The following is a 23,380-nucleotide window of genomic DNA, read 5'->3' on the forward strand; positions in this document are numbered from 1 at the left end:
AGCTTAGCCGGCCATCATCTTGTGCTGGACTTCATGGTCGGCATTCGGCGCGGTGTTGTGAACGACCAGTGCCGTCACGATCTCGGCTGCAGCGAGCGCCGCGATCACCGGCGGGCGCTTGTCCCTGACGGCGTCGCCGCCGATCGGGGAGACGAGGCGGGCGAACTCAGCCTCCGTGCCATCCGCCGATTTCAGGAACCAGTTCCTGAACGTCGCTCTCTTGGTTTTCGAGCCGATCATGCCGACATAGGCCGCGTCGTCGCGCTTCAGCGCTTCGGCGACGATGAGGAAATCCAGCGCATGGTCGTGGGTGAGGATGGCGAAGGCGGTGCCGGCGGGGGCGTTTCGCACCTCGGCCTCGGGCATCGGCGTCAGCCGCGTCTCGACGGTTTCCGGCATGCCTTCCAGCGCTTCGGCCCGCGTCTCGATGACGACACCACGCACGGGAAGAAGTGCAACAGTCGAGGCCAGCGCCCGGCCGACATGGCCGCCGCCGAAGATATAGACATGCGGCAGGTGGGCTTCCTCGGCTTCTGCGGCCGCGATCAGCTCGGCAGTAAGCGCGGCATCGACGACACGGATCAAGACTTCGACGCGCCCGCCGCAGCACTGGCCGATCTCGGGGCCTAGCGGCACGTCAAGCGTGGCGCAGACTTCGTCGAAGCCGATGCGGGCTTCTTTACCCTCCCCCTTGTGGGGAGGGTCGGTGAGCGGACGCCGTGTGGCGGCGTCAGCGAAACGGGGTGGCTTGGCACGATCGTCCGCACCCCCACCCCGGCCGGCTTCGCCGGCCGACCCTCCCCACAAGGGGGAGGGTGAAGACCCCACCATCTGCCTCGCCTTGTCGATCGCGATGTACTCGAGCTGACCGCCGCCGATCGTGCCAAAAGTCGCCGCCTGCGAGACGAGCATGAAGGCGCCCTTCTCGCGGGGGGTCGAGCCCTTGGTACTGGCCACTTCGACCAAGGCAAACCGGTCGGCGCTGGCGAGAAAAGCTCTGAGGCTTTGCACTTTCGACTTCATATTTCGCATTCCCGTACGGGAAATATAGGGTTTTTCAGTCTGAATTGCACGTTTTGCCAGAATCCAGGTCAGAGTCAGGCGCTATTCTTGGCTTCACCCTTCAGCCGTTCGATCGCCATCAGCACCCGTTCTGGTGTTGCAGGAGCGTCGAGACGCGGACAGACCTTATGATCGGCCACACTTGCCACCGCGTCCGACAGCGCATGCAGCACAGACATGCCGAGCGGGAAGGGCGGTTCGCCGACCGCCTTGGAACGGTGCACCGTCGGCTCGTTGGCCTCCGGCCAGTCGGCCAGCGTGACGTTGAATATCTTCGGCCGGTCGGACGCGAGCGGGATCTTATAGGTCGACGGCGCGTGCGTGCGCAGCCGGCCCTTGTCGTCCCACCACAGTTCCTCCGTCGTCAGCCAGCCCATACCCTGGATGAAGCCGCCCTCGATCTGGCCGAGATCGATGGCGCGGTTCAGCGAGCGGCCGGTGTCATGCAATATGTCGGTGCGCTCGACGACATATTCGCCGGTCAACGTGTCGACCGAGACTTCCGAGCACGAGGCGCCATAGGCGAAATAATAGAACGGACGGCCCTCGCCCTTGTCACGGTTCCAGTGGATTTTCGGCGTCTTGTAAAAACCCGCCGCCGACAGTTGGATGCGGGCCATATAGGCCTGCTTGACGAGGTCGGTGAAGGCGATCTCCTGATTGCCGATGCGCACCCGGTTGGGCAGGAAAAGCACCTGCTCGCGCGGCACCTGGTATTTTTCGGCGGCGAAGTCGGTCAGCCGTTCCTTGATCTGGCGGGCGCCGTTCTGCGCCGCCATGCCGTTGAGGTCGGTGCCGGACGACGCCGCGGTGGCCGAAGTGTTCGGCACCTTGCCGGTGGTCGTCGCGGTGATCTTGACCTGGTCGAGGTCGATCTGGAACTCTTCCGCCACCACCTGCGCCACCTTGACGTAGAGGCCTTGCCCCATCTCGGTGCCGCCGTGATTCAGATGCACCGAACCGTCGGTGTAGACATGCACCAGCGCGCCGGCCTGGTTGTAGTGGGTGGCCGTGAAAGAGATGCCGAATTTGACCGGCGTCAGCGCCAGGCCGCGCTTGATGAAGCGGCTGTTGGCGTTGAAGGCCTGGATGATGCGGCGGCGCCCCGCATAGTCGGCGCTCGCCTCCAGCTCGGCGACGATGCGGTGGATGATGTTGTCCTCGACCGTCTGGTGATACGGGGTGACGTTGCGGCCCCCGTCTTTATCACCACTGGTGCCATAAAAATTCTGCTTGCGGATTTCGAGCGGGTCCTTGCCGACGGCAAAGGCAACCTCGTCGATGACGCGTTCGGCACCGACCATCCCTTGCGGGCCGCCGAAGCCGCGAAACGCCGTGTTCGACACGGTGTTGGTGTAAAGCGGCGCCGATTGCGCATGCACCGCCGGCCAGAAATAGGTGTTATCGCAATGGAACAGCGCGCGGTCGGTGACCGGGCCGGACAGGTCCGATGAAAAGCCGCAACGCGCCGCGAACATGAAGTCGACGCCAAGAATGTTGCCGGCGTCGTCGAAACCTACTTCGTAGTCGACGAGGAAGTCATGGCGCTTGCCGGTGGCAATCATGTCGTCGTCACGGTCGGGCCGAATCTTGACCGCGCGATGGTGTTTCTTGGCGGCGATCGCCGCCAATGCCGCAAACTGGTTGCCTTGCGTCTCCTTCCCGCCGAAGCCACCGCCCATACGGCGGATTTCCACCGTGATGGCATTGCTCGGCACGCCCAGCGCATGGCTGACCATATGCTGCACTTCGCTCGGATGCTGGGTCGAGGAATAGATGGTGACGTCCTGGTCCTCGCCGGGAATGGCCACGGCGATATGGCCTTCCAGATAGAAATGCTCCTGGCCGCCAATGCGCATCTTGCCCTTCAGCCGGCGCGGCGCCGCCTTGATCGCGGCGGCGGCATCGCCGCGCTTCAAGGTCAGTGGCGGCGTGACCAGCTTGTCCTTGCGGGGGTCGAGATCGCCAATGTCGGTGACGAAAGGCAATGGACTGTATTCGACCTTGGCCAGCCGGGTGGCGCGGCGCGCCTGTTCGCGCGTCTTGGCAATAACGCAGAAGATCGGCTGACCATAAAACTGGACCTTGTCGTCGGCCAGCACCGGCTCGTCGTGTCGACCGGTCGGCGAAATGTCATTTTCGCCCGGAACGTCCTTGGCCGTCAGCACATCGACGACGCCCGGCGCCGCGCGCACCGCCGACAGATCCATTTTGCTGATCGTCGCATGCGTCGCCGTGGACAGGCCGAGGCAGCCATGCAGCATGCCCGCCGGTTCCGGCATATCGTCGATATAGACCGCGCTGCCGCTGACATGCTTGTGCGCGGAATCGTGGCGCTGGTCGGCGGCGACGCCACCGGAAATCTTCTGCGCCTTGAGATCTGGAGAGGCGTGCTTGTTCATCAGGCCGCCTCGTTGCGTGACACCTGGAACGGCGCCTTGCTGCCGCTGGTTTCGGCAAAAAAGCGCAGCAGCAGGTTCCTGGCCGCCAGCGCCCGGTATTCGGCCGATGCCCGCATATCGGTCAGCGGGGTGAAATCGCCGGCATATTCAGCCATGGCCGCTTCCACCGTTGTCTCCGTCCACGGCTTGCCGAGCAGCGCTTTTTCGACACCGAAAGCCCGCTTCGGGGTGGCCGCCATGCCGCCATAGGCGATGCATATATCGGCCACGGTTCCGTCCTTGGCCAAGTCGAGGAAAAAGGCGCCAAGGGCTGCGGTGATGTCCTCGTCGCGGCGCTTGGTGATCTTGTAGACGGCAAACTTCGTGCCCTTGGCCGGCACGGGAACGTGCACGGCCTCGACGAATTCGCCTGGCTGCCGGTCCTGCTTGCCATAGGCGATGAAGAAATCCTCGAGCGCAATGGTGCGCCGCTTCTTGCCGCGGCGCAGCGTCAGTTGCGCACCAAGCGCGATCAGGGGCGGCGGCGTGTCGCCGATCGGCGAGCCATTGGCGATGTTGCCGCCGATGGTGCCCATGTTTCGTACCTGTTCGCCGCCGATGCGGTCGAACAATGGCCCGAGCGCGGGGATGCGCTTGGCCAGTGTCGCGAAGGCGTCGGTGTAGGTGACGCCGGCTCCGATGGTGATGACGTCATTGTCTTCGGAGATCGCGCACAGCCCCTCGAGATTGCCGATGAAGACTACCGGTGAGATGTCGCGCATGTGCTTGGTGACCCACAGGCCGACGTCGGTCGAGCCGGCGACAACAGTGGCGTCGGGTTCCTTATCCAGTACAGCGGCGAAATCATCGGCGTTGGCCGGGACGACCAACCTCAGCTTGCCGGCGCCGATTTCGACGCGGGCACCGTCATGCATAGCCTCGAGCCTGGCGGTGATCGCCTTGCGCTCGGCCGCCAGCGGATCCTTCGCCGCCTTGCCGTAGCTGGAGATGGCACGCGCGGCGCGCATGATTGCCTCGTAGCCGGTGCAGCGGCAAAGATTGCCTTGCAAGGCCTTTTCGATCGCGGCATTCGACGGGTCCGGCGACTTCATCCACAGGCCGTAGAGCGACATGACGAAGCCCGGCGTGCAGAAGCCGCATTGCGAACCGTGGAAATCGACCATCGCCTGCTGCACCGGATGCAATTGGCCAGGCGCGCCGCGCAGATGCTCGACGGTGACGACATGGGTGCCGTCGAGCGAGCCCAGGAAGCGGATGCAGGCATTGACGCTTTCATAAACCAGCTTGCCGGCGGACAATTTTCCGACCAGCACCGTGCAGGCGCCGCAATCGCCCTCGGCGCAGCCTTCCTTGGTGCCGCGCAGCGAGCGGTCGAGCCGCAACCAGTCGAGCAAGGTCGCGTCGGGCGCCACCGACGACAGCGCGACATCCCTGCCATTGAGGATGAAGCGGATCTCGTTGCGTATGGTGATCTTGGCCATGCGTCAGCTCCCCCTGTAGGTCGAATAGCCATAAGGAGAGATAAGCAACGGCACGTGATAATGCACGGATTCCGCCATGCCGAAGCGGATCGGCACACTGTCGAGGAAGGCCGGTTCCGGCAGTTTGGTGCCCTGGCCGCGTAGATAGTCACCGGCGGCGAACACCAGTTCGTATTCTCCAAGGCGGAATTCCGCTCCTGCCAGCAGCGGCGCATCGCAGCGGCCGTCGGCATTTGTGACGACGGTCTTCAAATGTATCCACGCGTCGCTCTCAAGATGATAAAGCGCGATCGACAGGCCCGCCGCCGGCTTGCCGGTCGCGGTGTCGAGCACATGCGTCGTCAGACGTCCGCCATCGGCTTTCGACGTTTCTGCCACTGGCGCCTCCCATTTCCGATACAGCCGAACAAAGCAGTGAATTGTGCGCCAATTAAAGGCGATGCATAAGTCCCGGTCGAGCGGAGTGGCACAAAAACACTTTCAAAAATTTCGGGGGAATGCGCGAGCAACCCTTTCGACTATCCTGATCATAACTTCCGGCGGCGTCCGGCGGGGAGGGGCAATGCGTTACTCTAGAGACATGCGCGGCTACGGAGCCAATCCGCCGGATCCGAAATGGCCGGGCGGTGCGCATGTGGCCGTCCAATTCGTCGTCAACTACGAGGAAGGCGGCGAGAACTGCGTGCTGCACGGCGACAAGGCCTCGGAAGCCTTCCTGTCGGAAATCGTCGGCGCCGCGCCCTGGGTCGGCCAGCGCCACTGGAACATGGAATCGATCTACGAATATGGCGCGCGGGCAGGCTTCTGGCGGCTGCTGCGCCTGTTCAGCGAGGCGCAAGTGCCGGTGACCTGCTACGGGGTCGCCTCAGCATTAGCCCGGTCGCCCGACCAGGTGGCGGCGATGCAGGAGGCCGGCTGGGAAATGGCCTCGCACGGCCTGAAATGGATCGACTACCGCGACCACAGCGCCGAGGACGAGCGCCGCGACCTCGAAGCGGCGATCAAGCTGCACTACGAGGTGACGGGCCAACGGCCGACCGGCTGGTACACCGGCCGCACCTCGGTCAATACGGTGCGGTTGGTGGCCGAAGAGGGCGGCTTCGACTATGTGTCGGACACTTATGACGACGAACTGCCCTACTGGTTCGAGCACAGCGGCGGCGCGCAACTCGTCATCCCCTACACGCTCGATGCCAACGACATGCGTTTCGCCACGCCGCAGGGTTTCAATTCCGGCGACCAGTTCTTCGCCTATTTGAAGGACAGTTTCGACACGCTCTATGTCGAGGGCAAAGCGGGCCGGCCGCGGATGATGAATATCGGCCTGCATTGCCGCCTCGTCGGACGTCCCGGGCGGGTGGCGGCGCTGAAGCGCTTCGTCGACTATGTCAGATCGCACGACAAGGTCTGGCTGGCGCGGCGCATCGATATCGCCAGGCACTGGCAGGAGAACCACCCCTACCAGCCGGCGGCGCTCAAGCCGTCGAAGATGGCGTTCGAAACCTTCGTCGACACTTTCGGCGGCGTGTTCGAACATTCGCCCTGGATCGCCGAACGTGCCTATGAGCTGGAGCTTGGGCCGGCGCATGACAGCGCCGGCGGCCTGCACAATGCGCTCTGCCGCGTCTTCCGCGCCGCCAGCGAAACCGAGCGGATCGGTGTCCTCAACGCCCATCCCGATCTCGCTGGCAAACTGGCCGAAGCGAGACGCCTCACTGCGGAATCCACACGCGAGCAGGCCTCCGCCGGCCTCGACGCGCTGACCGACAAGGAGCGCGAGCTGTTTTCCAAGCTCAACGCCGCTTACGTCACCACCTTCGGCTTTCCCTTCATCATCGCGGTGCGGGGCAAGACCAAGGAGGAGATCCTCGCCGAGTTCGAGGCGCGCATCGGCAACAGCCGTGGCGTAGAACTCGATACCGCCTGCAAACAGGTCGAGCGCATCGCGCTGCTCCGCCTGAAAGACATGCTCCCGCTCTAATGAAATGACTGAGGGGTCAGGACCCAATGGATATGATCAAGACTGACCAGAAAACCTATTATGCACCGCATGGCGGCCATCCCGGCCAAACTGAGCTTTTGACCGGCCGCGCCGTCTTCACCGAGGCCTATGCCGTCATACCGAAGGGAGTGATGCAGGACATCGTCACCAGCCCACTGCCGTTCTGGGACGAGACCAGGGCCTGGATCATCGCCAGGCCGCTTTCGGGTTTCGCCGAGACATTTTCGCAGTACATCGTCGAGGTCCTGCCCGGCGGCGGCAGCGACCGGCCCGAGCCGGACGCCGGCGCCGAGGGCGTGCTGTTCGTGGTTGAGGGCGAGTTGACCGTTTCGCTGGCCGGCAAGAAGCACGTGCTGCAAGCCGGCGGTTTTGCCTTCCTGCCGCCGGACAGCGGCTGGACGGTGCGCAACGAAGGTCGCGACGCCGTACGCTTCCACTGGATCAGGAAGGCCTATGAGGCCGTCGACGGCATCGACGCGCCGGAAGTCTTGTTCAGCAGTGACCAGCAAATGGCGCCGACGCCGATGCCCGGCACCGAGGGTCGCTGGGCGACGACCCGTTTCGTCGATCCAGCCGACATGCGCCACGACATGCATGTCACCATCGTTACGCTCGAGCCTGGCGCCGTCATCCCATTTGCCGAGACGCATGTCATGGAGCACGGGCTCTATGTCTTGGAAGGCAAGGCGGTCTACCGCCTCAACCAGGACTGGGTCGAGGTCGAGGCCGGCGACTTCATGTGGCTGCGCGCCTTCTGCCCGCAGGCCTGCTACGCGGGCGGCCCAGGCAAATTCCGCTATCTCCTTTACAAGGACGTCAACCGGCACGCCAAGCTCGGCGGGGCGGGCATTGGCGGTCGCGCGCGGTGACCCGCATCACAGCGCGGCCGCTGACCCGCGAAAGCTTTGCCGGCTTCGGCGATGTCATCGACATGGGCGGCGGCAATCACTACCCGATCAATGGCGGCAAGACCGAGCGCTACCACAATCTCGCCACCGCTGAAGCCGCGGGACCGAATGCCCGCGTGCTGATCTCGATGGCGCGCGGCACGCCTTACGACCTGCCGCTGAAGCTGAGCATGGTCGAGCGCCATCCCTTGGGCAGCCAGGCGTTCATCCCGCTGTCGCCGCGGCCTTTCCTGGTCGTCGTCTGCCATGACGGCAAGGACGGTCCGGGCGAGCCGCACGCCTTCATCACCGCACCCGGGCAAGGCGTCAACTATCCGCGCAATCTCTGGCACGGCGTGCTGACGCCGCTCGGCGAAGCGCAGGATTTCGTCATCGTCGACCGCGGCGGTGACGGCTCCAACCTCGAAGAGTTCCATTTCTCGCACCCCTACGAAATCCATCTCCCCAACGAGACCTGAGAAATGACCGACATATCGCTGATCGACCGCCTGCTCGATGTCATCGAGCACGACATCGTGCCGAAAACGGCAGAGGGCGTGGCCCATGGGAACAAGCTGTTCGGCGCCGCCATCCTGCGGAAGGGCGACCGCTCGCTGGTGCTGGCCGAAACCAACAACGAGATGGAAAATCCGCTCTGGCATGGCGAGGTGCACTGCCTGAAGCGTTTCTATGAAATGCCGAAAGCCGAGCGCGTCGACACCAAGGACGCCATCTTCATCGCCACGCATGAGCCCTGCTCGCTCTGCCTGTCGGCGATCACCTGGACCGGCTTCGACAATTTCTACTACCTCTTCAGCCACGAGGATTCACGCGACAGCTTTGCGATCCCGCACGATCTGAAAATCCTGAAAGAGGTCTTCACTCTTGATCCCGGCGGCTACAATGCCGAGAACGCTTATTGGAAGAGTTTTTCCATTCGCAGGCTGGTGCGGACGCTGCCCGAGGCCGAGCGCGGCCGGCTTGAGGCAAGGATCGGCAATATTTCCGCCCGCTACGACGAACTGTCCGGCGCTTATCAGGCGCGCAAGGCCGAAAACGACATTCCGCTGAACTGACGCGGATTGCCTAGCCTACCTTCGCGTTTTTCAGCACCTCGTTGATCCTGGCCTGCCAGCCCTTGCCGGTCGCCTTGAATTTACTGATGACATCCTGATCCAGACGGATGGACACGACTTGCTTAGGCTTCTCCACGGCTGGCCGGCCACGAGCACGCCTTATGCTCTCGAAAAGTTCTGGAAACACTTCCGCGAAAGGCCTGGCTTGCGCCAACTGTTCGTCTGTCGTCTCCGCATCGTCGGGATCATCAACAATTTGTCTTTGAATTTCCACTTCCTCCGCATCGGTAAGCGGTCGAACACGCGATTTAGGATTGTTCATATACTGACCTTTCCTTTCGGCTGGCACGGCGCGCATCGAGATCACCTCCGAACCAAGCGGCTTGAAAATCACGGCCAGGATGATCTCTCCGAATTCGCCAATCGCCTTGAACCGGTCGGCCTTGGCTGGAAGGACGGTTGAAGTCGCAAAAAAACTCAATATCGAGTTCGGCAAAATCGAGACCCCGGCTGTCCAGGTTCGTCACGCGCTTTGGCTCATCCCAAACGATTTTCAGGCGAAATCCTCATCACGTTGGGTTCAGCTAATAAATGTAATACATTAATTATAATCCTGCAACATCAGGGCAAAACAATCGGGCTACATATCGTGGCGTCGTCGCGGCGACACCGGCCGTCGCCCGTTTGACTTCATGACATGCCCGCTCCATGCGTCACTGACATCCTGGAGCATCGCATGAAAACCATCACCGAATTTCCCCGCAAGGTCGTCGAATTCCCCGATATGGGCATCGTCATGCCGGATGGTTGCCGGCTGTCGGCGCGGGTTTGGATGCCGGAGGACGGCAGCAGCGATCCGGTGCCGGCGATCCTCGAGCACCTGCCCTACCGCAAGCGCGACGGCACCATCTTTCGCGATCAGCTGACGCATCCCTATTTTGCCGGCCACGGCTACGCCTCGATCCGCGTCGACATGCGCGGCAATGGCGATTCCGAAGGTCTGATGGACGACGAATATTCCGAGCAGGAATTGCAGGACGCCTGCGATGTGATTGCCTGGGCGGCAGCACAGCCCTGGTGCAACGGCAGTGTCGGCATGATGGGCATTTCCTGGGGTGGCTTCAACTGCCTGCAGGTGGCGGCCAAGCAGCCGCCGGCGCTGAAGGCGGTGATCAGCCTGTGCTCGACCGTCGACCGCTACGCCGACGACATCCACTACAAGGGCGGCTGCCTTTTGACGGAAAATTTCGGCTGGGCCTCGACCATGTTGTCCTATTCGTCGCGACCGCCGGATCCGCTGCTTGCGGGCGACAATCGCTGGCGCGACCTCTGGCTGACGCGGCTGGAGAACCAGTCTTTCCTTCTGCCGCTCTGGCTCAGCCATCAGCATCGCGACGCCTATTGGAAACGCGGTTCGATCTGCGAGGATTTCTCCGCCGTCAAAGCTGCCGTGCTGTCGATCGGCGGCTGGCATGACGGTTATCGCAACACGATCTCGCACCTGGTCACCAACATCCAGGCGCCGGTGAAGGGCATTGTCGGGCCATGGATCCACAAATATCCGCATTATGCCGAACCCAAACCCGCCATCGGCTTCCTGCAGGAGGCGTTGCGCTGGTGGGACAGCTGGTTGAAGGGCGTCGACACCGGCGTCGAGGCCGACCCGGACTACCGCGCCTATGTCATGGACAGTGTGCGGCCGGCGCGCTGGCACCCGGAGCGGCCGGGCCGTTGGGTGGCCGAACAGGAATGGCCGTCTCCCAACATCAAGGTCGGGGCGATCGAACTCATTGCTGACGGCGTCAGGCCGGCGATCGTGGCGACCCCGCAAAGCTGCGGGCTCGCCGGCGGCGAATATTTTCCTTTCACCTTTGGCCCGGAACTTCCGGGCGACCAACGCCCGGACGATGCGCTGTCCGTCTGCTTCGATCAGCCTGTGCTTGCCGAGACACTCGACATCGTCGGCGCGCCGGAGCTTCTCATCCGGGTGTCGTCCGATCGCCCGCAGGCGAACATCGCGGTCCGACTGTGCGACGTGCACCCCGACGGCGCCTCGGAACTGATCTCCTACGGCGTGCTCAACCTGACGCATCGCGCTTCGCACGAACAGCCGCAAGCGCTGGTGCCGGGCGAAACGGTTTCGGCGCGCGTTATTCTCGACCAGTGCGCCTACCGCGTGCCGGCCGGACACCGCCTGCGCATCGCTGTTTCCAACGCTTACTGGCCGATGATCTGGCCGTCGCCGGAGCCGGTGCGGCTCGACCTTTCAGCGGCGACGCTGAGGCTGCCGCTGCGCCCGCTCGCAAAAAGCGACGAGACCTCGTTCCAGTCTCCCGAAGGCGCAACACCCTGGGCAACCGAGACAGTTCGTGCAGCGAATTCCGAGCGTCACGTCGATCGCGATGAGAAGACCGGCATCGTCACGCTGTCGATCACGGATGATTTCGGAGAAGTGCGCGATCTCGCGCATGGACTGGCCAATGGCAGCATTGCCCGCGAGAGCTGGACGATCCACCCCGACGACCCGCTGTCTGCCTCGGGCCGCACGCACTGGACGCAGACCTTGTCGCGAAACGGATGGTCGGTGCGCACCGAGACGTCGGCTGAAATGCGCTGCGATGCGCAAAACTTCATCGTCAGCGCCAGAATCGAAGCCTATGAGGGCGAAACGCGGGTTTTCGAAGGCGATTTCGAAGAGACGATCCCGCGCGACCTGCTCTGAGCGTCCACCCGACTGGTCCAGTTGCGACGCACGATTTACGCCACGGCATGTCGCATTCCGTCTTGCTTACCGCTTTGCCTTCCGGTCAATATCCCTTTGGTAACAACAAGCAAAAAACGACCATAAGGTCGAACCAACAGAGTGAGGAACTCAAATGTCCAACGAACTCGAATATCTGAGCCGGCGCGTTGCGTCCGGCAAGCTGAGCCGTCGTGATTTCCTCGGCCGCGCCGCAGCACTCGGCGTCACAGCGCCCTTCGCCAATATGCTGCTTTCCAGTGCGGCTCGCGCGGAAGGCCCGGTCAAGGGCGGCACGCTGAAGGCCGGCCTCGTCGGCGGCGAATCCACGAACAGCCTGGACCCGGCTTTGTTCATGACGCAAGTGCCGTTCGCTTTTGGCAAGATGTGGGGCGAACTGATCGTCGAGCTGTCCCCGGAAGGCAAGCTCGAGAACCGCATCGCCGAAGAGATCGGCTCGTCGGACGACGCCAAGGTGTGGACGCTGAAAATCCGCGACGGCGTCGAATTCCACAACGGCAAGACGGTGACCGCTGAGGATGTGGCGGCAACGCTCGAGCGCCATTCCGATGAAAAGTCGAAGTCCGGCGCGCTGGGCTACATGAAGGGCATCGACAGCATCAAAGCCAGTGGCAAGGAAGTCGTCCTGACGCTGAAGGAGGCCAACGCCGACCTTCCCTATCTCCTCAGCGACTACCACCTCATCGTCCAGCCCAACGGCGGCAAGGACAAGGCGGATGCCGGCATCTCGGCAGGACCCTACAAGGTCACCACCAACGAGCCCGGCGTGCGCCATGGCGGCGAGCGCTTCGCCAATTACTGGCAGGCCGACAAGATGGGCCATGCCGACCAGATCGAGATCATCGTCATCAACGACGCGACCGCGCGCACGGCGGCCCTGCAGGGCGGCCAGGTCAACATGATCAACCGCGTCGAGCCGAAGATCGTCGACCTGATCAAGCGTGTACCGGGCGTCACCATCCGCAACCATGCCGGCCCCGGCCACTATGTCTTCATCATGCATTGCAACACCGCGCCCTTCGACAACAGCGACCTGCGCATGGCGCTGAAGCTCGCGATCGACCGTGAGGAGATGCTGAACAAGGTGCTGCGCGGCTACGGCTCGCTCGGCAACGACTTCCCGATCAATTCGTCCTATCCGCTGTTTTCCGAGATCGAGCAGCGCAAATATGATCCCGACAAGGCCAAGTTCCACTACAAGAAGTCGGGCCATGACGGCACCGTGCTGCTGCGCACCTCCGACGTCGCCTTCCCGGGCGCGGTCGACGCCTCGCAGCTCTTCCAGCAGAGCGCGGCCAAGGCCGGCATCAAGATCGAGCTCAAGCGCGAGCCCGGCGACGGCTACTGGAACGAGGTCTGGAACAAGCAGCCCTTCTGCGCCTCCTATTGGGGCGGCCGCTCGACCCAGGACCAGATGTACTCGACCGCCTATCTGTCGACCGCCGACTGGAACGACACCCGTTTCAAGCGTCCGGACTTCGACAAGCTGGTGCTGGCTGCACGCGCCGAACTCGACGAGACCAAGCGCAAGCAGATGTACCACGACATGGCCGTGCTGGTGCGCGACGAGGGCGGCCTGATCCTGCCGATGTTCAATCAGTTCATCGATGCGACAGGCGCCAAGGTCGGCGGCTGGGTAGACGATCCGCATCAGGAGCTGATGAACGGCTACGCGCTGGCGAAGTGCTGGCTCGAAGCCTGAGCCCGGCTTTGCGGATATGTCCTCACCCGTCGTGAAACTTGTGGCCCAGCGCGTTGCGCTGGGCATCGTCCTCTTGCTGGCCGTTTCGGTCCTGATCTTCGCCGGCACCCAGATCCTGCCCGGCGACGTCGCGCAAGCCATTCTCGGACAATCGGCGACGCCGGAATCGCTCGCCAATCTGCGCGAGCAGCTCGGCCTGAATCAGCCGGCTTACATCAGGTATTTCCATTGGCTAGGCGGTGTGCTCACCGGCGATCTTGGCACGGCGATGTCGAGCGGCCAGGATATTGCCACGTCGATCAAGGGGCGGCTGTGGAACACGCTGTTCCTCGCCTTCTGGGCTGCGATCGTGGCCGTGCCGCTGGCCATCATCCTCGGCCTGATCGCCGTGCGCTACCGCAATGGCTGGGTCGACAAGCTGATCTCCGGCCTGGCGCTCGCCTCGACATCTTTCCCGGAATTCTTCATCGGCTATGTGCTCGTCTATTTCTTTGCCGTGAAGTATCAATGGTTCCCGGCCATTTCCACGGTCTATGACGGCATGCCGTTCGGTGAGCGCATGCAGGCGATCGCGCTGCCGGCCACCGCGCTAACGCTGGTTGTGCTGGCGCATATGATGCGCATGACCCGCGCGGCCATCCTCAACGTCATGCAGTCGGCCTATGTCGAGACGGCGGAACTGAAAGGCCTGTCGGCCTTCAACGTCATCCGCAAGCATGCTTTCCCCAATGCCATAGCGCCGATCATCAACGTGGTCATGCTCAACCTCGCCTACCTCATCGTCGGCGTCGTCGTGGTCGAGGTGATCTTCGTCTATCCCGGCATGGGACAATATCTGGTCGACCACGTCACCAAGCGCGACGTGCCGGTGGTGCAGGCGGTCGGCCTGGTCTTCGCCGCCGTCTATATCAGCCTGAACATCATTGCGGACATCGGGGCGATTGTCGCCAATCCGCGCCTCAGACATCCGAAATAGGCGGCGGGCATGCTCGACATCAAACGCATCCCCATCCCCGCACTGATCGGCATCGTGCTGACAGCTATGTTCGTGCTGGCGGCAGTTTTCGCACCGTTGATCGCACCGTACGGCAATGCCGAAATCGTCGGCGATGTCTGGGAACCGATGACGGCGGCACATTTGCTGGGCACCGACAATCTCGGTCGCGATCTTCTGTCGCGCATGATCTACGGCGCTCGCATCACGCTGTTCATTGCGGTGCTGGCCACCGCGCTGTCATTCTCGCTCGGCGCCATCCTCGGCTTTTCGGCGGCGGTGTTCGGCGGCTGGTTCGACACGCTGCTGTCGCGCCTTGTCGATCTGCTGATGTCGATCCCGACCTTGATCATGGCGCTCGTCGTGCTTTCGGTGCTGCCGACCAACCTGGTGACGCTGATCCTGGTGATGGGCGTCCTCGACTCGACCCGCGTCTACCGGCTGTCGCGCGCGGTGGCCGTCGACATCAACGTCATGGATTATGTCGAGGCCGCCAAGCTGCGGGGCGAAGGCAGCGGCTGGATCATCTTCCGCGAGATCCTGCCCAACGCGCTTTCGCCGCTGGTCTCGGAACTTGGCCTGCGCTTCATCTACGCGGTGCTGTTCTTGTCGACGCTGTCCTTTCTCGGGCTTGGCGTGCAACCGCCGGATGCCGACTGGGGCGGCATGGTCAAGGAGAACAAGGACGGCATCGTCTTCGGTATCGGGGCGGCACTCATTCCCGCCGCGGCGATCGCAGCACTGGCGATTTCGGTCAATCTGGTCGCCGACTGGGTGCTCAACCGCACGACAAGCCTGAAGGGAGGACGCGGGTGATGGCTGACACAAAAGCAAAGCCCGGCCTGCTGCTCGATATCCGCAATCTGCGCATCGAAGCGACAGTGTTTCCGCCCGGCGAGGCGCCGAAGAACATCGTTTTGGTCCACGATGTCTCGCTGACGCTGGAAAAGGGCAAGGTGCTCGGCCTGATCGGCGAGTCCGGCGCCGGCAAGTCGACCATCGGCCTGTCGTCGATGGGCTATGGCCGTGGCGGCGTGCGCATCACCGGCGGAGAGGTGCTGCTCAACGGCCGCGATATCCTCAAGGGCGGCAAGGAAGGTTTCCGCAAATTGCGCGGCCGCGAGGTCTGCTATGTCGCGCAGTCGGCGGCCGCCGCCTTCAACCCGGCGCACAAGCTGATGGACCAGGTGGTGGAAGCAACGCTGCTGCACGGCACGGCGACACGCGCCGAGGCAGAGAAACGTGCCGTGGCGTTGTTCAAGAAGCTCAGCCTGCCAAACCCCGAAATCATCGGCGAACGCTTCCCGCACCAGGTCTCCGGCGGCCAGTTGCAGCGCGTGATGACGGCGATGGCGCTGTGTTCGGAACCCGACCTGATCGTCTTCGACGAGCCGACCACGGCGCTCGACGTGACGACGCAGATCGACGTTCTGGCGGCGATCAAGGACGCCATCCGCGACACCCATGTCGCGGCGCTCTACATCACCCACGATCTTGCCGTCGTCGCCCAGGTCTCGGACGAGATCATGGTGCTGCGCCATGGCAGGTTGGTCGAATGGGGCGGCACTCGCCAGATCATCAAGGAGCCGCGCCAGGAATACACCAATGCGCTGGTCTCGGTGCATGAGATCGAGCATGCCGAGCAGAAGCCCGGCGCCGCGCCGTTCCTGTCGGTCAAGAACGTCACCGCCGCTTACGGCGGCAGCCACGTCAAGGTGCTGAAGAACGTCTCGGTCGACATCTATCCGGGACAGACGCTGGCGGTCGTCGGTGAATCCGGCTCTGGCAAGTCGACGCTGGCGCGCGCCATCACCGGGCTGTTGCCGCCCGAGGAAGGCACCGTCACCTTCGATGGCAGGCCGCTCGCCAACCGGCTTGCCGACCGGCCGAAGGAGGATCTGCGCCAGTTGCAGATGATCTATCAGATGGCCGACGTGGCGATGAACCCGCGCCAGACCGTCGGCACCATCATCGGCCGGCCGCTGGAATTCTACTTCGGCATACGCGGCCGCGAGCGCGACAAGCGCGTCGCCGAACTGCTCGACGAGATCGAGATGGGCAAGGGCTTTCTCGATCGTTATCCGGCCGAACTCTCCGGAGGCCAGAAACAGCGCGTCTGTATCGCCCGCTCGCTCGCCGCCAAGCCCAAGCTGATCATCTGCGACGAGGTGACATCGGCGCTCGACCCGCTGGTGGCCAACGGCATTCTCAAGCTGCTGCTCAACCTGCAGCAGCACGAGAAGGTCGCCTACCTCTTTATCACTCACGATCTGGCGACGGTGAAGTCGATCGCCGATTCGATCGCGGTGATGTACCGCGGCGAGGTGGTGCGCTACGGCGCCAAGAGCAAGGTGCTGACGCCGCCCTTCGACGCCTATACCGACCTGCTGCTGTCGTCCGTTCCCGAGATGGAGATCGGCTGGCTGGAAAAGGCGATCAAGGGACGGCGCATGGCGAGCGCGGGGAATTAGTAGGGAATTCGCGGCCTTTGTCGCGAAAACTTCCTTCAACGGCAAAAGCTTTCCGGAGCCGCCCATGGCGCTCAAGACCAAACTGCTGCTCATCATTCTCGATGGCGTGCCCTACCGGAACTGGCGCCGGCTGATGGGCAATCTCGAGGGCTGGGTGCAGTCGGGCGAGGCGCAGGTGTGGAAGATGCGCTCGGTGCTGCCGTCGACCTCGGCCTGCTGCTATGCCTCGATCCACACCGGGGTTTCGCCGCAGGAGCACGGCATCCTATCCAACGAGAACCGTTTTCTCGTCAACAAGCCGGATATTTTCTCCGAGGTCAGCAAGGCCGGCGGCAAGACCGGCGCAGTGACGCATTCCTACTGGTCCGAATTCTTCCGTTCCTATCCGTTCGATCTGGTCGAGGACATGGAGTATGACGAGCCCAACGGACCGATCGCGCATGGCCGCTTCCACACCATGACCGGCTACAATGCCCGCAACCAGATGACGCCGAGCGATGTCGACCTGTTTGCGACGCTGACCATGCTGACCCGGCGCCATGCCATCGACTACGGTATCCTGCACACCTGCACTCTGGATTCGATGGGCCACCGCTTCGGCCATGACTGCCACGAAATGGACCATGCCTGCTATGCGATGGACGGCATGCTGGCAGCCTTCCTGCCGGGCTGGCGGCAGGCCGGTTACGAGGTGATCGTAACCGCCGACCACGGCCAGACAGACCGCGGCCATCATGGCGGCCGTGACGATGAAATGCAGGATTTCGCGCTGTATTATTTCGGAGCCGGCAAAGGGCCGGATCCGGACACGCTGCTTGATCAACTGCAACTGGCGCCGACGGTGCTGAAGCGGCTGGGTGTGCCGGTGCCGGAGACCATGAAGGCTAAGCCGTTTTTGGGGTGACGGAGGTCGTCGCTGAGCCGCCGTTCGCTACCCCCTCTCCCCGTCACTATACGGGGAGAGGGTAAGGGTGAGGGGCAGCGCTAACATCAAAATAAATACCCCAACGCCGGCGCCGCCCCTCATCCGCCTGCCGCCACCTTCTCCCCGTATAGTGACGGGGAGAAGGGAGACACTCTGGCAACACTCACCTTCTTCGGTTAGCTTCGCCAAAATTCCTTGGCGGAAGGATGAACCTTTTTGAACCTATCGGCGACAGAGCAGACAGGAGCCAGGCGGCTCGACCGGCCATGACGGCAGCGACCGAGACTGATCGCGCGCTTGTCGACCGGGTCGCGAAGGGCGACCGTGCCGCTGTTCGGCTGCTGTTCATGCGTCACCACGCGCGGGTCTACCGCTTCGTGGTGCGCCAGACGGGATCGGAAATGATGGCCGACGATATCGCAAACGAGGTCTTTCTCGAGCTGTGGCGCCAGGCGCCCGGTTTCGAAGGGCGCTCGGAAGTCTCGACATGGCTGCTCGGCATCGCCCGGTTCAAGGCGCTGTCGATGCTGCGCAAGAAAAAAGAAGACTGGATCGATGACGATGATGCGGCGCAGGTTCCCGATGGCGCCGACACGCCGGAAGTCGCCGCCATGAAGGAAGACAAGGGCGCCGCCTTGCGGCGCTTCGTCGATGCTTTGCCGGAGGAACACCGCTCGGTGATCGACCTTGCCTATTACCATGGACAGTCGGTGACGGAGATCGGCGAGGTGCTCGGCATCCCGGTCGCCACTGTCAAGACCCGAATGTTCTACGCCCGCAAGAAACTCGGCGAAGCCCTCAAGGCCGCCGGTTACGACAGGGGGTGGCCATGAGTAATCCTGAAGATATGAGCGCCGCTGAAAAGATGTCACGCCGTGACGAAATGGAAACGCTGCTGCCATTCTACCTGAACGGCTCGCTGGAAGGCTCGGACCTCGAAGCTGTCGAGGAATGGCTGGCGAGCGATCCGGCGGCGATGGCGGCGCTTGGCGAGGCTGAGGCGGAATTCTCCGGCGCCACCGCCGCCAACGAGGCGATCCGGCCACCGGCCGATGCGCTCAGCCGCTTTGCCAGGGCGCTCGACGCCGAAGCCGGATCGGTCCGCGCTCCCGCGGGCCGTTCCTGGCTGGCGCAGGCACTCGGCCGGTTCACGGCGATGCCGGCCACGGTCGGCTGGGTGGCAGCGGCGGTGCTACTGGCGTTGGTCGTGGTGCAGTCCTACGTGCAGACCGGCGGCAAGAGCCATGATTTCGAGGTTGCCGGCGCCGAGGATGATCTGGCGAAACTGCCGTTCGCGCTGGTCAAGTTCAAGCCGGATGCGAAGATGTCCGACATCGCCGTCTTCCTCGACCAGAACGCGCTGAAGATCGCCGGCGGGCCGACCGCCTCGGGCGTCTTCCGCATCGCTATCCCGGTCAAGACCGGAGCAGGCTACACCAGGCTCGTCGGCCTTATTGCCGCCCAGCCTTTCGCGGAGACTGTGATCGAGGGAAGGAAACCGGTTGATGGCAGCTAGGGCGGTCATTCGATTTGCGGCGATCCTGGTGGCGGCGATGACAATCGTCGCCGTGCCGGCGTCGGCGCAGACCAATGATCCCAATGCCGGCCGGGCCGACTGCACCGATGCGGCCGGAGCGGCGGCTGCCGACTGCCCGAAAGACGGCAATGAGGCCAAGGTCGGCGGCGAACCAGGCGCTGTTACCCTTCCGGCCCTGATCTTCGACTTGTTTCCCAACCCACCGGCTCCCGCAGCACCCGTGCCGACGCCACGACCGTCAACGCCGCCTGCCGACACGCAGGCTGGACCACCCGCCCGTGGGGCGATCGTTTCGCCGACCGATCTTGTCGCGACCGCGCCGCGCCGTGCCATCGCCGGCGAGTTCGTGCCCGACGAGGTGCTGGTGACCGTCGACGGCGATGCCGGCGCCGTCCAGCAGATCGCCGCCTCCTTCGGCCTTGAAGTGCGCTCGCAGCGCCAGTCGCGGCTGCTCGGCACCACGCTGGTGCGCTTCGGCATTCCCGACGGCCGCCCGGTCGGCGCCGTGCTGGCGCAGCTGGCCGCCGATGGACGCACCCTGCGGCGCGAGCCAAACCATATCTATTCGCTGCAGCAGGCGGCCGGCATCGTCAACTATGCCTTCGAGCGCATTCAGCTCGACAACAAGCAAGCCAGTGGCGAAAACGTGCGCATCGCCGTCATCGACACCGGCATAGACGACACCAATCCGGCGCTGTCCGGCGTCATTGCCGACCAGTTCGACGCCATGCCCAACGTGCCGGTCGAAAAGCGTGACCACGGTACCTCGGTCGACGGGCTGATCGCCGGCGTCGGCGCGCTCGAAGGCATGGCGCCCGGCGCCAGGATCTATCACGCCCGCGCCTTCGAGGACGGCAGGTCGACCATGGATGTCATCCTGTCGGCGCTCGACTGGGCGGCGGACCAGAATGTCAGCATCATCAATATGAGTTTCGTCGGCCCCAAGAACGATCTGCTCGCCACCGCCTGCCGCAATGCGCGCGGGCTCGGCATCATCCTGGTCGCTGCTGCCGGCAACAACGGGCCGAAAGCGCCCTATGGCTACCCCGCCGCCTATGACGGCGTGATCGCGGTCACCGCCACCGACGCGAAGGACGGGCTGATGCAGCAGGCCAATCGCGGCGCTTATGTCTTCATCTCGGCGCCCGGCGTCGAGATGGTGGCGCCGAGCGGCGCCGGCTCTGACGTCGTCACCGGCACCTCATTTGCCGCCGCGATCGTGTCCGGCGCAATCGCCAACCTGATCCACGCCTCACCCGAGCGCTCGGCCGACGATATCGAAAAGGCGCTGGCCGCCACCGCCAGGGATCTCGGTCCGAAGGGACGGGACAATGATTTCGGTTATGGGCTGCTGGATACGAAGGCGGCGGCGAACAAGTAAACCGGGCGAATTTCGCGCCACCCAATTCAGAGCGCCGGACCCAGCCGAACAGGGCTGCCATCATGGAAGCGCGACAGCCGGAAGCGGCTGAGGTCGTGCCCGGTCTGGTTTCCCTGGATCATGTCGGCAACGACCCGGCCTATGCCAGGCCCGATACCGAAGCCGTGACCGCTCATTCCCGTCGCGACGAAAAGACCGCCGACGGCCTGCACATGATCCACGATGGGGACGACGTCCGGCATGGCGTCGATCATGCCGCCCCAGCCTGCCTTCAGGCGAACTGTTTCGAGCTGTGGAAAAAGACGTCCGAAATTGCGTTCTATGGAACGCAGCCCGGCTCGTTCAGGGGGCGGGTTCAGCACCCGCATTTTTTCGAAAGGACTGACGGAATCCGGCGCCCAATCGCGCGGCGTCGACCAGGCGTCAGGGTAGCCTGACGGGGCGAACGGAAAGTAGCGTGTCCCGAACGGATTGTCCCTGAGGGCGGGAAGGTAATTGGTGGCGTGCCGGAATGCGTCAGGCCCCAGGTAAAGCAAATGGCTGCCGCCCGCGGCGAGCGTATATCCGCCATCCTGCCTGCGCCGGAACGCGATGTGTTCGTCGGCGGCCGCACCTGCATAGACCTCAGGCATGGGCTCCGTTGCGGCTGCGGTTACTCTGACGCTGAGCTGGGGGATGGAGATGCCGTGTCTGCGCAAGAACAGAGATGACCAGGCGCCGCCGGCGACCAGCACGCTGGAGGCCTCGACATACCCCGCCTCGGTCCACACGCCCTTGATCTTGCCGCCTGAGATTTCGAGGGTTCGCGCCGCACAATTCTCGACGATTTTGACGCCTTTTCGCGCGGCGAGCCGGGCAAGTGCGGGCACCGCCAGCCAAGGCTCCGCCCGCATGTCGGAGGGCGTCGTCATCGCGCCCTTGAATTTGCGCGACATGCCTTTGATGAGTGCCGCGGTTTCGTCTGCATCCAGGAGACGGGTGTCGAGCGCATGCGTCGCAGCGATCTTCATGAATGCTTCGAAGCCGGCCATGTCCTTGTCGGTCTTCGCCAGGTAGGTCACACCTGTCTGGGTCAGGCCGATGTCCTCGCCGCATTCCTCAGCCAGTTGCCGCCACAGGCGAATAGCCTCTATGACGATGGGCAACTCGTCGGCGTCGCGTCCCTGCTTTCGGATCCAGCCCCAATTGCGGGACGACTGTTCGGCCGCAATGCGTCCTTTTTCCAGCAGCGTCACCGGGATGTTCCGCTGTGCCAGGAAAAGCGCCGTCGTCACACCGATGATGCCGCCACCGACAATGACCACCTCCGACGTTTTCGGCGGTGGGCCAGGATGCCGGATTGGATCCGTTTCGGAGAACGGGAATATGGGCAAGTGGCGCACCCTGAGGACTGGTTGATGGCTCTGGCTTACTGGTTGCCACCCACTCGAAGCCAAATCAAGGACAGGTCCAGGCAGACCGTTGTCCCAACGAAGTCAATCTATCTGCGGGCAACATCCACATGGGTGAACTTGCCCAGCGGAGCAATTGGATTAATCCCTAAACCGGCGCGCCGGCGACCGAGCCTCTCACCACCAGGTCGACAGGCCAGACCTCGCCCCGCGCCCCTTCTTCCAAGCCGGAAATGCGCGCTGCCAGGCGTTCGGCGATGCGGGCGCCGGCGAGGCGGATCGACGAGCGCGTCGTCGACAGCGGCACGGAAAAATTCTCCGGCTTCAGCCATGGAAAGACGTCGTCATGGGCAATCAACGACAGGTCGCCGGGAATGGTCAGGCCAAGGTCGCGCACGGCACGCACGACGCCGAGCGACATGATCAGGCTGGAGCAGGCGATCGCGGTTGGTGGTTCGCTCTGTTCGAGCAGGCGCCGGGCGGCTCGGTAGCCGTTCTCCTCGGTCATCGTCACCGAGCAGACATGGTGCTCGCCAAGCGTCAGGCCGCTGGCGGCCAGCGCGCGGCGCATACCGCGTTCGCGATGGATGGCGAAGGTCTCGCGGTCGTCGCCGTTGATCAGTGCGAGGCGCCGGTGGCCGAGCTGAACCAGCAGCCGGGCGGCCTCGTGGAAGGCGCCCTCATTGTCGATGTCGGTGAACGGGTAGTCGAAGTCGAAGCCGTCGCTGCGGCCATGGACGATGAAGGGAATGCCCAGCGTGTTGACCAGCGCCACCCGCCGGTCGACCGGGCGCGGCGAGGAGATGTAGACGGCGTCGACCTGGCGGTTGGCGACGATGCGGCGATAGGTGGTTTCCTGGTCGTCGGCATCGGCCGGCGACAGCACCAGGTCGAGCTCGTGCGAGCGGGCATAGTCGCCGAGACCCGACAGGAACTCGACGAAATGCGGGTCGATGTCGACGGAGGCGCCCGTCGGCAGCACATACCCGATCATGCCCGTCTTGCCGGTCGCCAGCCGGCGCGCGCTCGGGTTGGGCCGGTAGCCGTGGCGCTTGGCGGCATCCACCACACGCCGGCGGGTTTCCTCGTTGACCTCGGGATAGCCGTTTAGCGCACGGCTTACCGTTGTCTGCGACAGGGCCAGCATATGAGAGAGCTGCTTCAGGTTCACTGGGAGGCCTCCAAGCCTCAAAGCGCTTTTAATTTTGAAGCCAGGCGGCGCCACAACGGGCGCGGCCAAGCTGGTCGACCATACGCACTGGTCCGGCCAGTTTGAAGCTTAATACGCTGCTGCACCGCCGTAAAACT

General features: G+C 63.5%; 20 protein-coding genes and 1 pseudogene. 13 read left to right on the forward strand and 8 right to left on the reverse strand.

Going from position 1 to position 23,380, the window contains the following annotated elements:
- Positions 1-3: 3 nt before the first annotated feature.
- The 4 genes from xdhC to uraH form a co-directional block, all read right to left on the reverse strand.
- Positions 4-1,023: a xanthine dehydrogenase accessory protein XdhC gene (gene xdhC, locus NLY37_RS25285; RefSeq protein WP_286440651.1), complete on the reverse strand. Its 1,020-nt coding sequence runs from the start codon at positions 1,021-1,023 to the stop codon at positions 4-6.
- Positions 1,024-1,097: 74 nt separating this feature from the next.
- Positions 1,098-3,464 (reverse strand): xanthine dehydrogenase molybdopterin binding subunit, encoded by a 2,367-nt coding sequence (gene xdhB, locus NLY37_RS25290; RefSeq protein WP_023742580.1) that lies wholly within the window; start codon positions 3,462-3,464, stop codon positions 1,098-1,100.
- A complete protein-coding gene (gene xdhA, locus NLY37_RS25295; RefSeq protein WP_023742579.1) occupies positions 3,464-4,945 on the reverse strand; it encodes a xanthine dehydrogenase small subunit in 1,482 nt (493 codons plus the stop codon). Before xdhA ends, xdhB begins: the two co-directional genes overlap by 1 nt.
- 3 nt (positions 4,946-4,948) lie before the next feature.
- Positions 4,949-5,323: a hydroxyisourate hydrolase gene (uraH, locus tag NLY37_RS25300; protein WP_023742578.1), complete on the reverse strand. Its 375-nt coding sequence runs from the start codon at positions 5,321-5,323 to the stop codon at positions 4,949-4,951.
- 184 nt (positions 5,324-5,507) lie between these two features.
- Here uraH and puuE point away from each other — a divergent pair, with 184 nt between their 5' ends.
- Genes puuE through NLY37_RS25320 form a run of 4 tightly spaced genes read left to right on the forward strand, consistent with a single transcriptional unit; the run spans position 5,508 to position 8,910 of the window.
- A complete protein-coding gene (puuE, locus tag NLY37_RS25305) occupies positions 5,508-6,926 on the forward strand; it encodes an allantoinase PuuE (RefSeq protein WP_023742577.1) in 1,419 nt (472 codons plus the stop codon).
- 32 nt (positions 6,927-6,958) lie between these two features.
- Complete coding sequence (locus tag NLY37_RS25310; RefSeq protein WP_373420145.1) at positions 6,959-7,816, forward strand: bifunctional allantoicase/(S)-ureidoglycine aminohydrolase; 858 nt, start codon at positions 6,959-6,961, stop codon at positions 7,814-7,816.
- Positions 7,813-8,313: an ureidoglycolate lyase gene (locus tag NLY37_RS25315; RefSeq protein WP_023695961.1), complete on the forward strand. Its 501-nt coding sequence runs from the start codon at positions 7,813-7,815 to the stop codon at positions 8,311-8,313. Before NLY37_RS25310 ends, NLY37_RS25315 begins: the two co-directional genes overlap by 4 nt.
- Positions 8,314-8,316: 3 nt before the next feature.
- Complete coding sequence (locus NLY37_RS25320) at positions 8,317-8,910, forward strand: nucleoside deaminase (RefSeq protein ID WP_023742576.1); 594 nt, start codon at positions 8,317-8,319, stop codon at positions 8,908-8,910.
- A gap of 10 nt (positions 8,911-8,920) precedes the next feature.
- On the opposite strand, the gene NLY37_RS25325 is transcribed toward NLY37_RS25320, so the two are convergent.
- Both NLY37_RS25325 and NLY37_RS25330 read right to left on the reverse strand, forming a co-directional pair.
- On the reverse strand, positions 8,921-9,232 hold the full coding sequence (locus NLY37_RS25325) for a BrnA antitoxin family protein (protein WP_023671384.1): 312 nt from the start codon (positions 9,230-9,232) through the stop codon (positions 8,921-8,923).
- A gap of 9 nt (positions 9,233-9,241) precedes the next feature.
- Positions 9,242-9,467: pseudogene (locus NLY37_RS25330) on the reverse strand (BrnT family toxin); the annotation flags it as partial.
- 179 nt (positions 9,468-9,646) lie between these two features.
- Here NLY37_RS25330 and NLY37_RS25335 point away from each other — a divergent pair.
- From NLY37_RS25335 to NLY37_RS25375, 9 genes are all read left to right on the forward strand, one after another.
- Entirely contained in the window at positions 9,647-11,632 is a 1,986-nt protein-coding gene (locus NLY37_RS25335; RefSeq protein ID WP_023742575.1) for a CocE/NonD family hydrolase, read from the forward strand.
- A 154-nt stretch (positions 11,633-11,786) separates the two neighbouring features.
- Positions 11,787-13,373, forward strand: a complete 1,587-nt coding sequence (locus NLY37_RS25340) for an ABC transporter substrate-binding protein (RefSeq protein ID WP_023671387.1) — start codon at positions 11,787-11,789, stop codon at positions 13,371-13,373.
- A gap of 16 nt (positions 13,374-13,389) precedes the next feature.
- Positions 13,390-14,349, forward strand: a complete 960-nt coding sequence (locus NLY37_RS25345; protein WP_023671388.1) for an ABC transporter permease — start codon at positions 13,390-13,392, stop codon at positions 14,347-14,349.
- Between the two features lie 9 nt (positions 14,350-14,358).
- Entirely contained in the window at positions 14,359-15,183 is an 825-nt protein-coding gene (locus NLY37_RS25350) for an ABC transporter permease (protein WP_023671389.1), read from the forward strand.
- A complete protein-coding gene (locus tag NLY37_RS25355) occupies positions 15,183-16,838 on the forward strand; it encodes an ABC transporter ATP-binding protein (protein ID WP_023671390.1) in 1,656 nt (551 codons plus the stop codon). Before NLY37_RS25350 ends, NLY37_RS25355 begins: the two co-directional genes overlap by 1 nt.
- Before the next feature lie 64 nt (positions 16,839-16,902).
- Positions 16,903-17,742: an alkaline phosphatase family protein gene (locus NLY37_RS25360; RefSeq protein WP_023683484.1), complete on the forward strand. Its 840-nt coding sequence runs from the start codon at positions 16,903-16,905 to the stop codon at positions 17,740-17,742.
- Positions 17,743-18,029: 287 nt separating this feature from the next.
- Positions 18,030-18,596 carry a sigma-70 family RNA polymerase sigma factor gene (locus tag NLY37_RS25365; protein WP_023742574.1) on the forward strand — a complete coding sequence of 189 codons (567 nt, stop codon included), beginning with the start codon at positions 18,030-18,032 and terminating at the stop codon, positions 18,594-18,596.
- A gap of 14 nt (positions 18,597-18,610) precedes the next feature.
- Positions 18,611-19,279 carry a hypothetical protein gene (locus tag NLY37_RS25370; protein ID WP_023742573.1) on the forward strand — a complete coding sequence of 223 codons (669 nt, stop codon included), beginning with the start codon at positions 18,611-18,613 and terminating at the stop codon, positions 19,277-19,279.
- Positions 19,269-20,681 carry a S8 family serine peptidase gene (locus NLY37_RS25375; RefSeq protein ID WP_023742572.1) on the forward strand — a complete coding sequence of 471 codons (1,413 nt, stop codon included), beginning with the start codon at positions 19,269-19,271 and terminating at the stop codon, positions 20,679-20,681. The genes NLY37_RS25370 and NLY37_RS25375 overlap by 11 nt, the downstream gene beginning before the upstream one ends.
- Positions 20,682-20,707: 26 nt before the next feature.
- Here the strand turns inward: NLY37_RS25375 and NLY37_RS25380 are convergent, their stop codons facing one another.
- Both NLY37_RS25380 and NLY37_RS25385 read right to left on the reverse strand, forming a co-directional pair.
- A complete protein-coding gene (locus NLY37_RS25380) occupies positions 20,708-22,054 on the reverse strand; it encodes an NAD(P)/FAD-dependent oxidoreductase (protein ID WP_023696898.1) in 1,347 nt (448 codons plus the stop codon).
- A 166-nt stretch (positions 22,055-22,220) separates the two neighbouring features.
- Positions 22,221-23,243, reverse strand: a complete 1,023-nt coding sequence (locus tag NLY37_RS25385) for a substrate-binding domain-containing protein (RefSeq protein WP_023742571.1) — start codon at positions 23,241-23,243, stop codon at positions 22,221-22,223.
- Positions 23,244-23,380 lie beyond the last annotated feature (137 nt).

Source organism: Mesorhizobium sp. C395A (assembly GCF_030323205.1).
GTDB lineage: Bacteria > Pseudomonadota > Alphaproteobacteria > Rhizobiales > Rhizobiaceae > Mesorhizobium.

Bases quoted from the DNA above. Each gene is read 5' to 3' on its own strand.
- xdhC (WP_286440651.1), bottom strand. From the start codon at position 1,023: ATGAAGTCGAAAGTGCAAAGCCTCAGAGCTTTTCTCGCCAGCGCCGAC.
- xdhB (WP_023742580.1), bottom strand. From the start codon at position 3,464: ATGAACAAGCACGCCTCTCCAGATCTCAAGGCGCAGAAGATTTCCGGT.
- xdhA (WP_023742579.1), bottom strand. From the start codon at position 4,945: ATGGCCAAGATCACCATACGCAACGAGATCCGCTTCATCCTCAATGGC.
- puuE (WP_023742577.1), top strand. From the start codon at position 5,508: ATGCGTTACTCTAGAGACATGCGCGGCTACGGAGCCAATCCGCCGGAT.
- NLY37_RS25310 (WP_373420145.1), top strand. From the start codon at position 6,959: ATGATCAAGACTGACCAGAAAACCTATTATGCACCGCATGGCGGCCAT.
- NLY37_RS25320 (WP_023742576.1), top strand. From the start codon at position 8,317: ATGACCGACATATCGCTGATCGACCGCCTGCTCGATGTCATCGAGCAC.
- NLY37_RS25325 (WP_023671384.1), bottom strand. From the start codon at position 9,232: ATGAACAATCCTAAATCGCGTGTTCGACCGCTTACCGATGCGGAGGAA.
- NLY37_RS25335 (WP_023742575.1), top strand. From the start codon at position 9,647: ATGAAAACCATCACCGAATTTCCCCGCAAGGTCGTCGAATTCCCCGAT.
- NLY37_RS25340 (WP_023671387.1), top strand. From the start codon at position 11,787: ATGTCCAACGAACTCGAATATCTGAGCCGGCGCGTTGCGTCCGGCAAG.
- NLY37_RS25345 (WP_023671388.1), top strand. From the start codon at position 13,390: ATGTCCTCACCCGTCGTGAAACTTGTGGCCCAGCGCGTTGCGCTGGGC.
- NLY37_RS25350 (WP_023671389.1), top strand. From the start codon at position 14,359: ATGCTCGACATCAAACGCATCCCCATCCCCGCACTGATCGGCATCGTG.
- NLY37_RS25355 (WP_023671390.1), top strand. From the start codon at position 15,183: ATGGCTGACACAAAAGCAAAGCCCGGCCTGCTGCTCGATATCCGCAAT.
- NLY37_RS25360 (WP_023683484.1), top strand. From the start codon at position 16,903: ATGGCGCTCAAGACCAAACTGCTGCTCATCATTCTCGATGGCGTGCCC.
- NLY37_RS25365 (WP_023742574.1), top strand. From the start codon at position 18,030: ATGACGGCAGCGACCGAGACTGATCGCGCGCTTGTCGACCGGGTCGCG.
- NLY37_RS25370 (WP_023742573.1), top strand. From the start codon at position 18,611: ATGAGCGCCGCTGAAAAGATGTCACGCCGTGACGAAATGGAAACGCTG.
- NLY37_RS25375 (WP_023742572.1), top strand. From the start codon at position 19,269: ATGGCAGCTAGGGCGGTCATTCGATTTGCGGCGATCCTGGTGGCGGCG.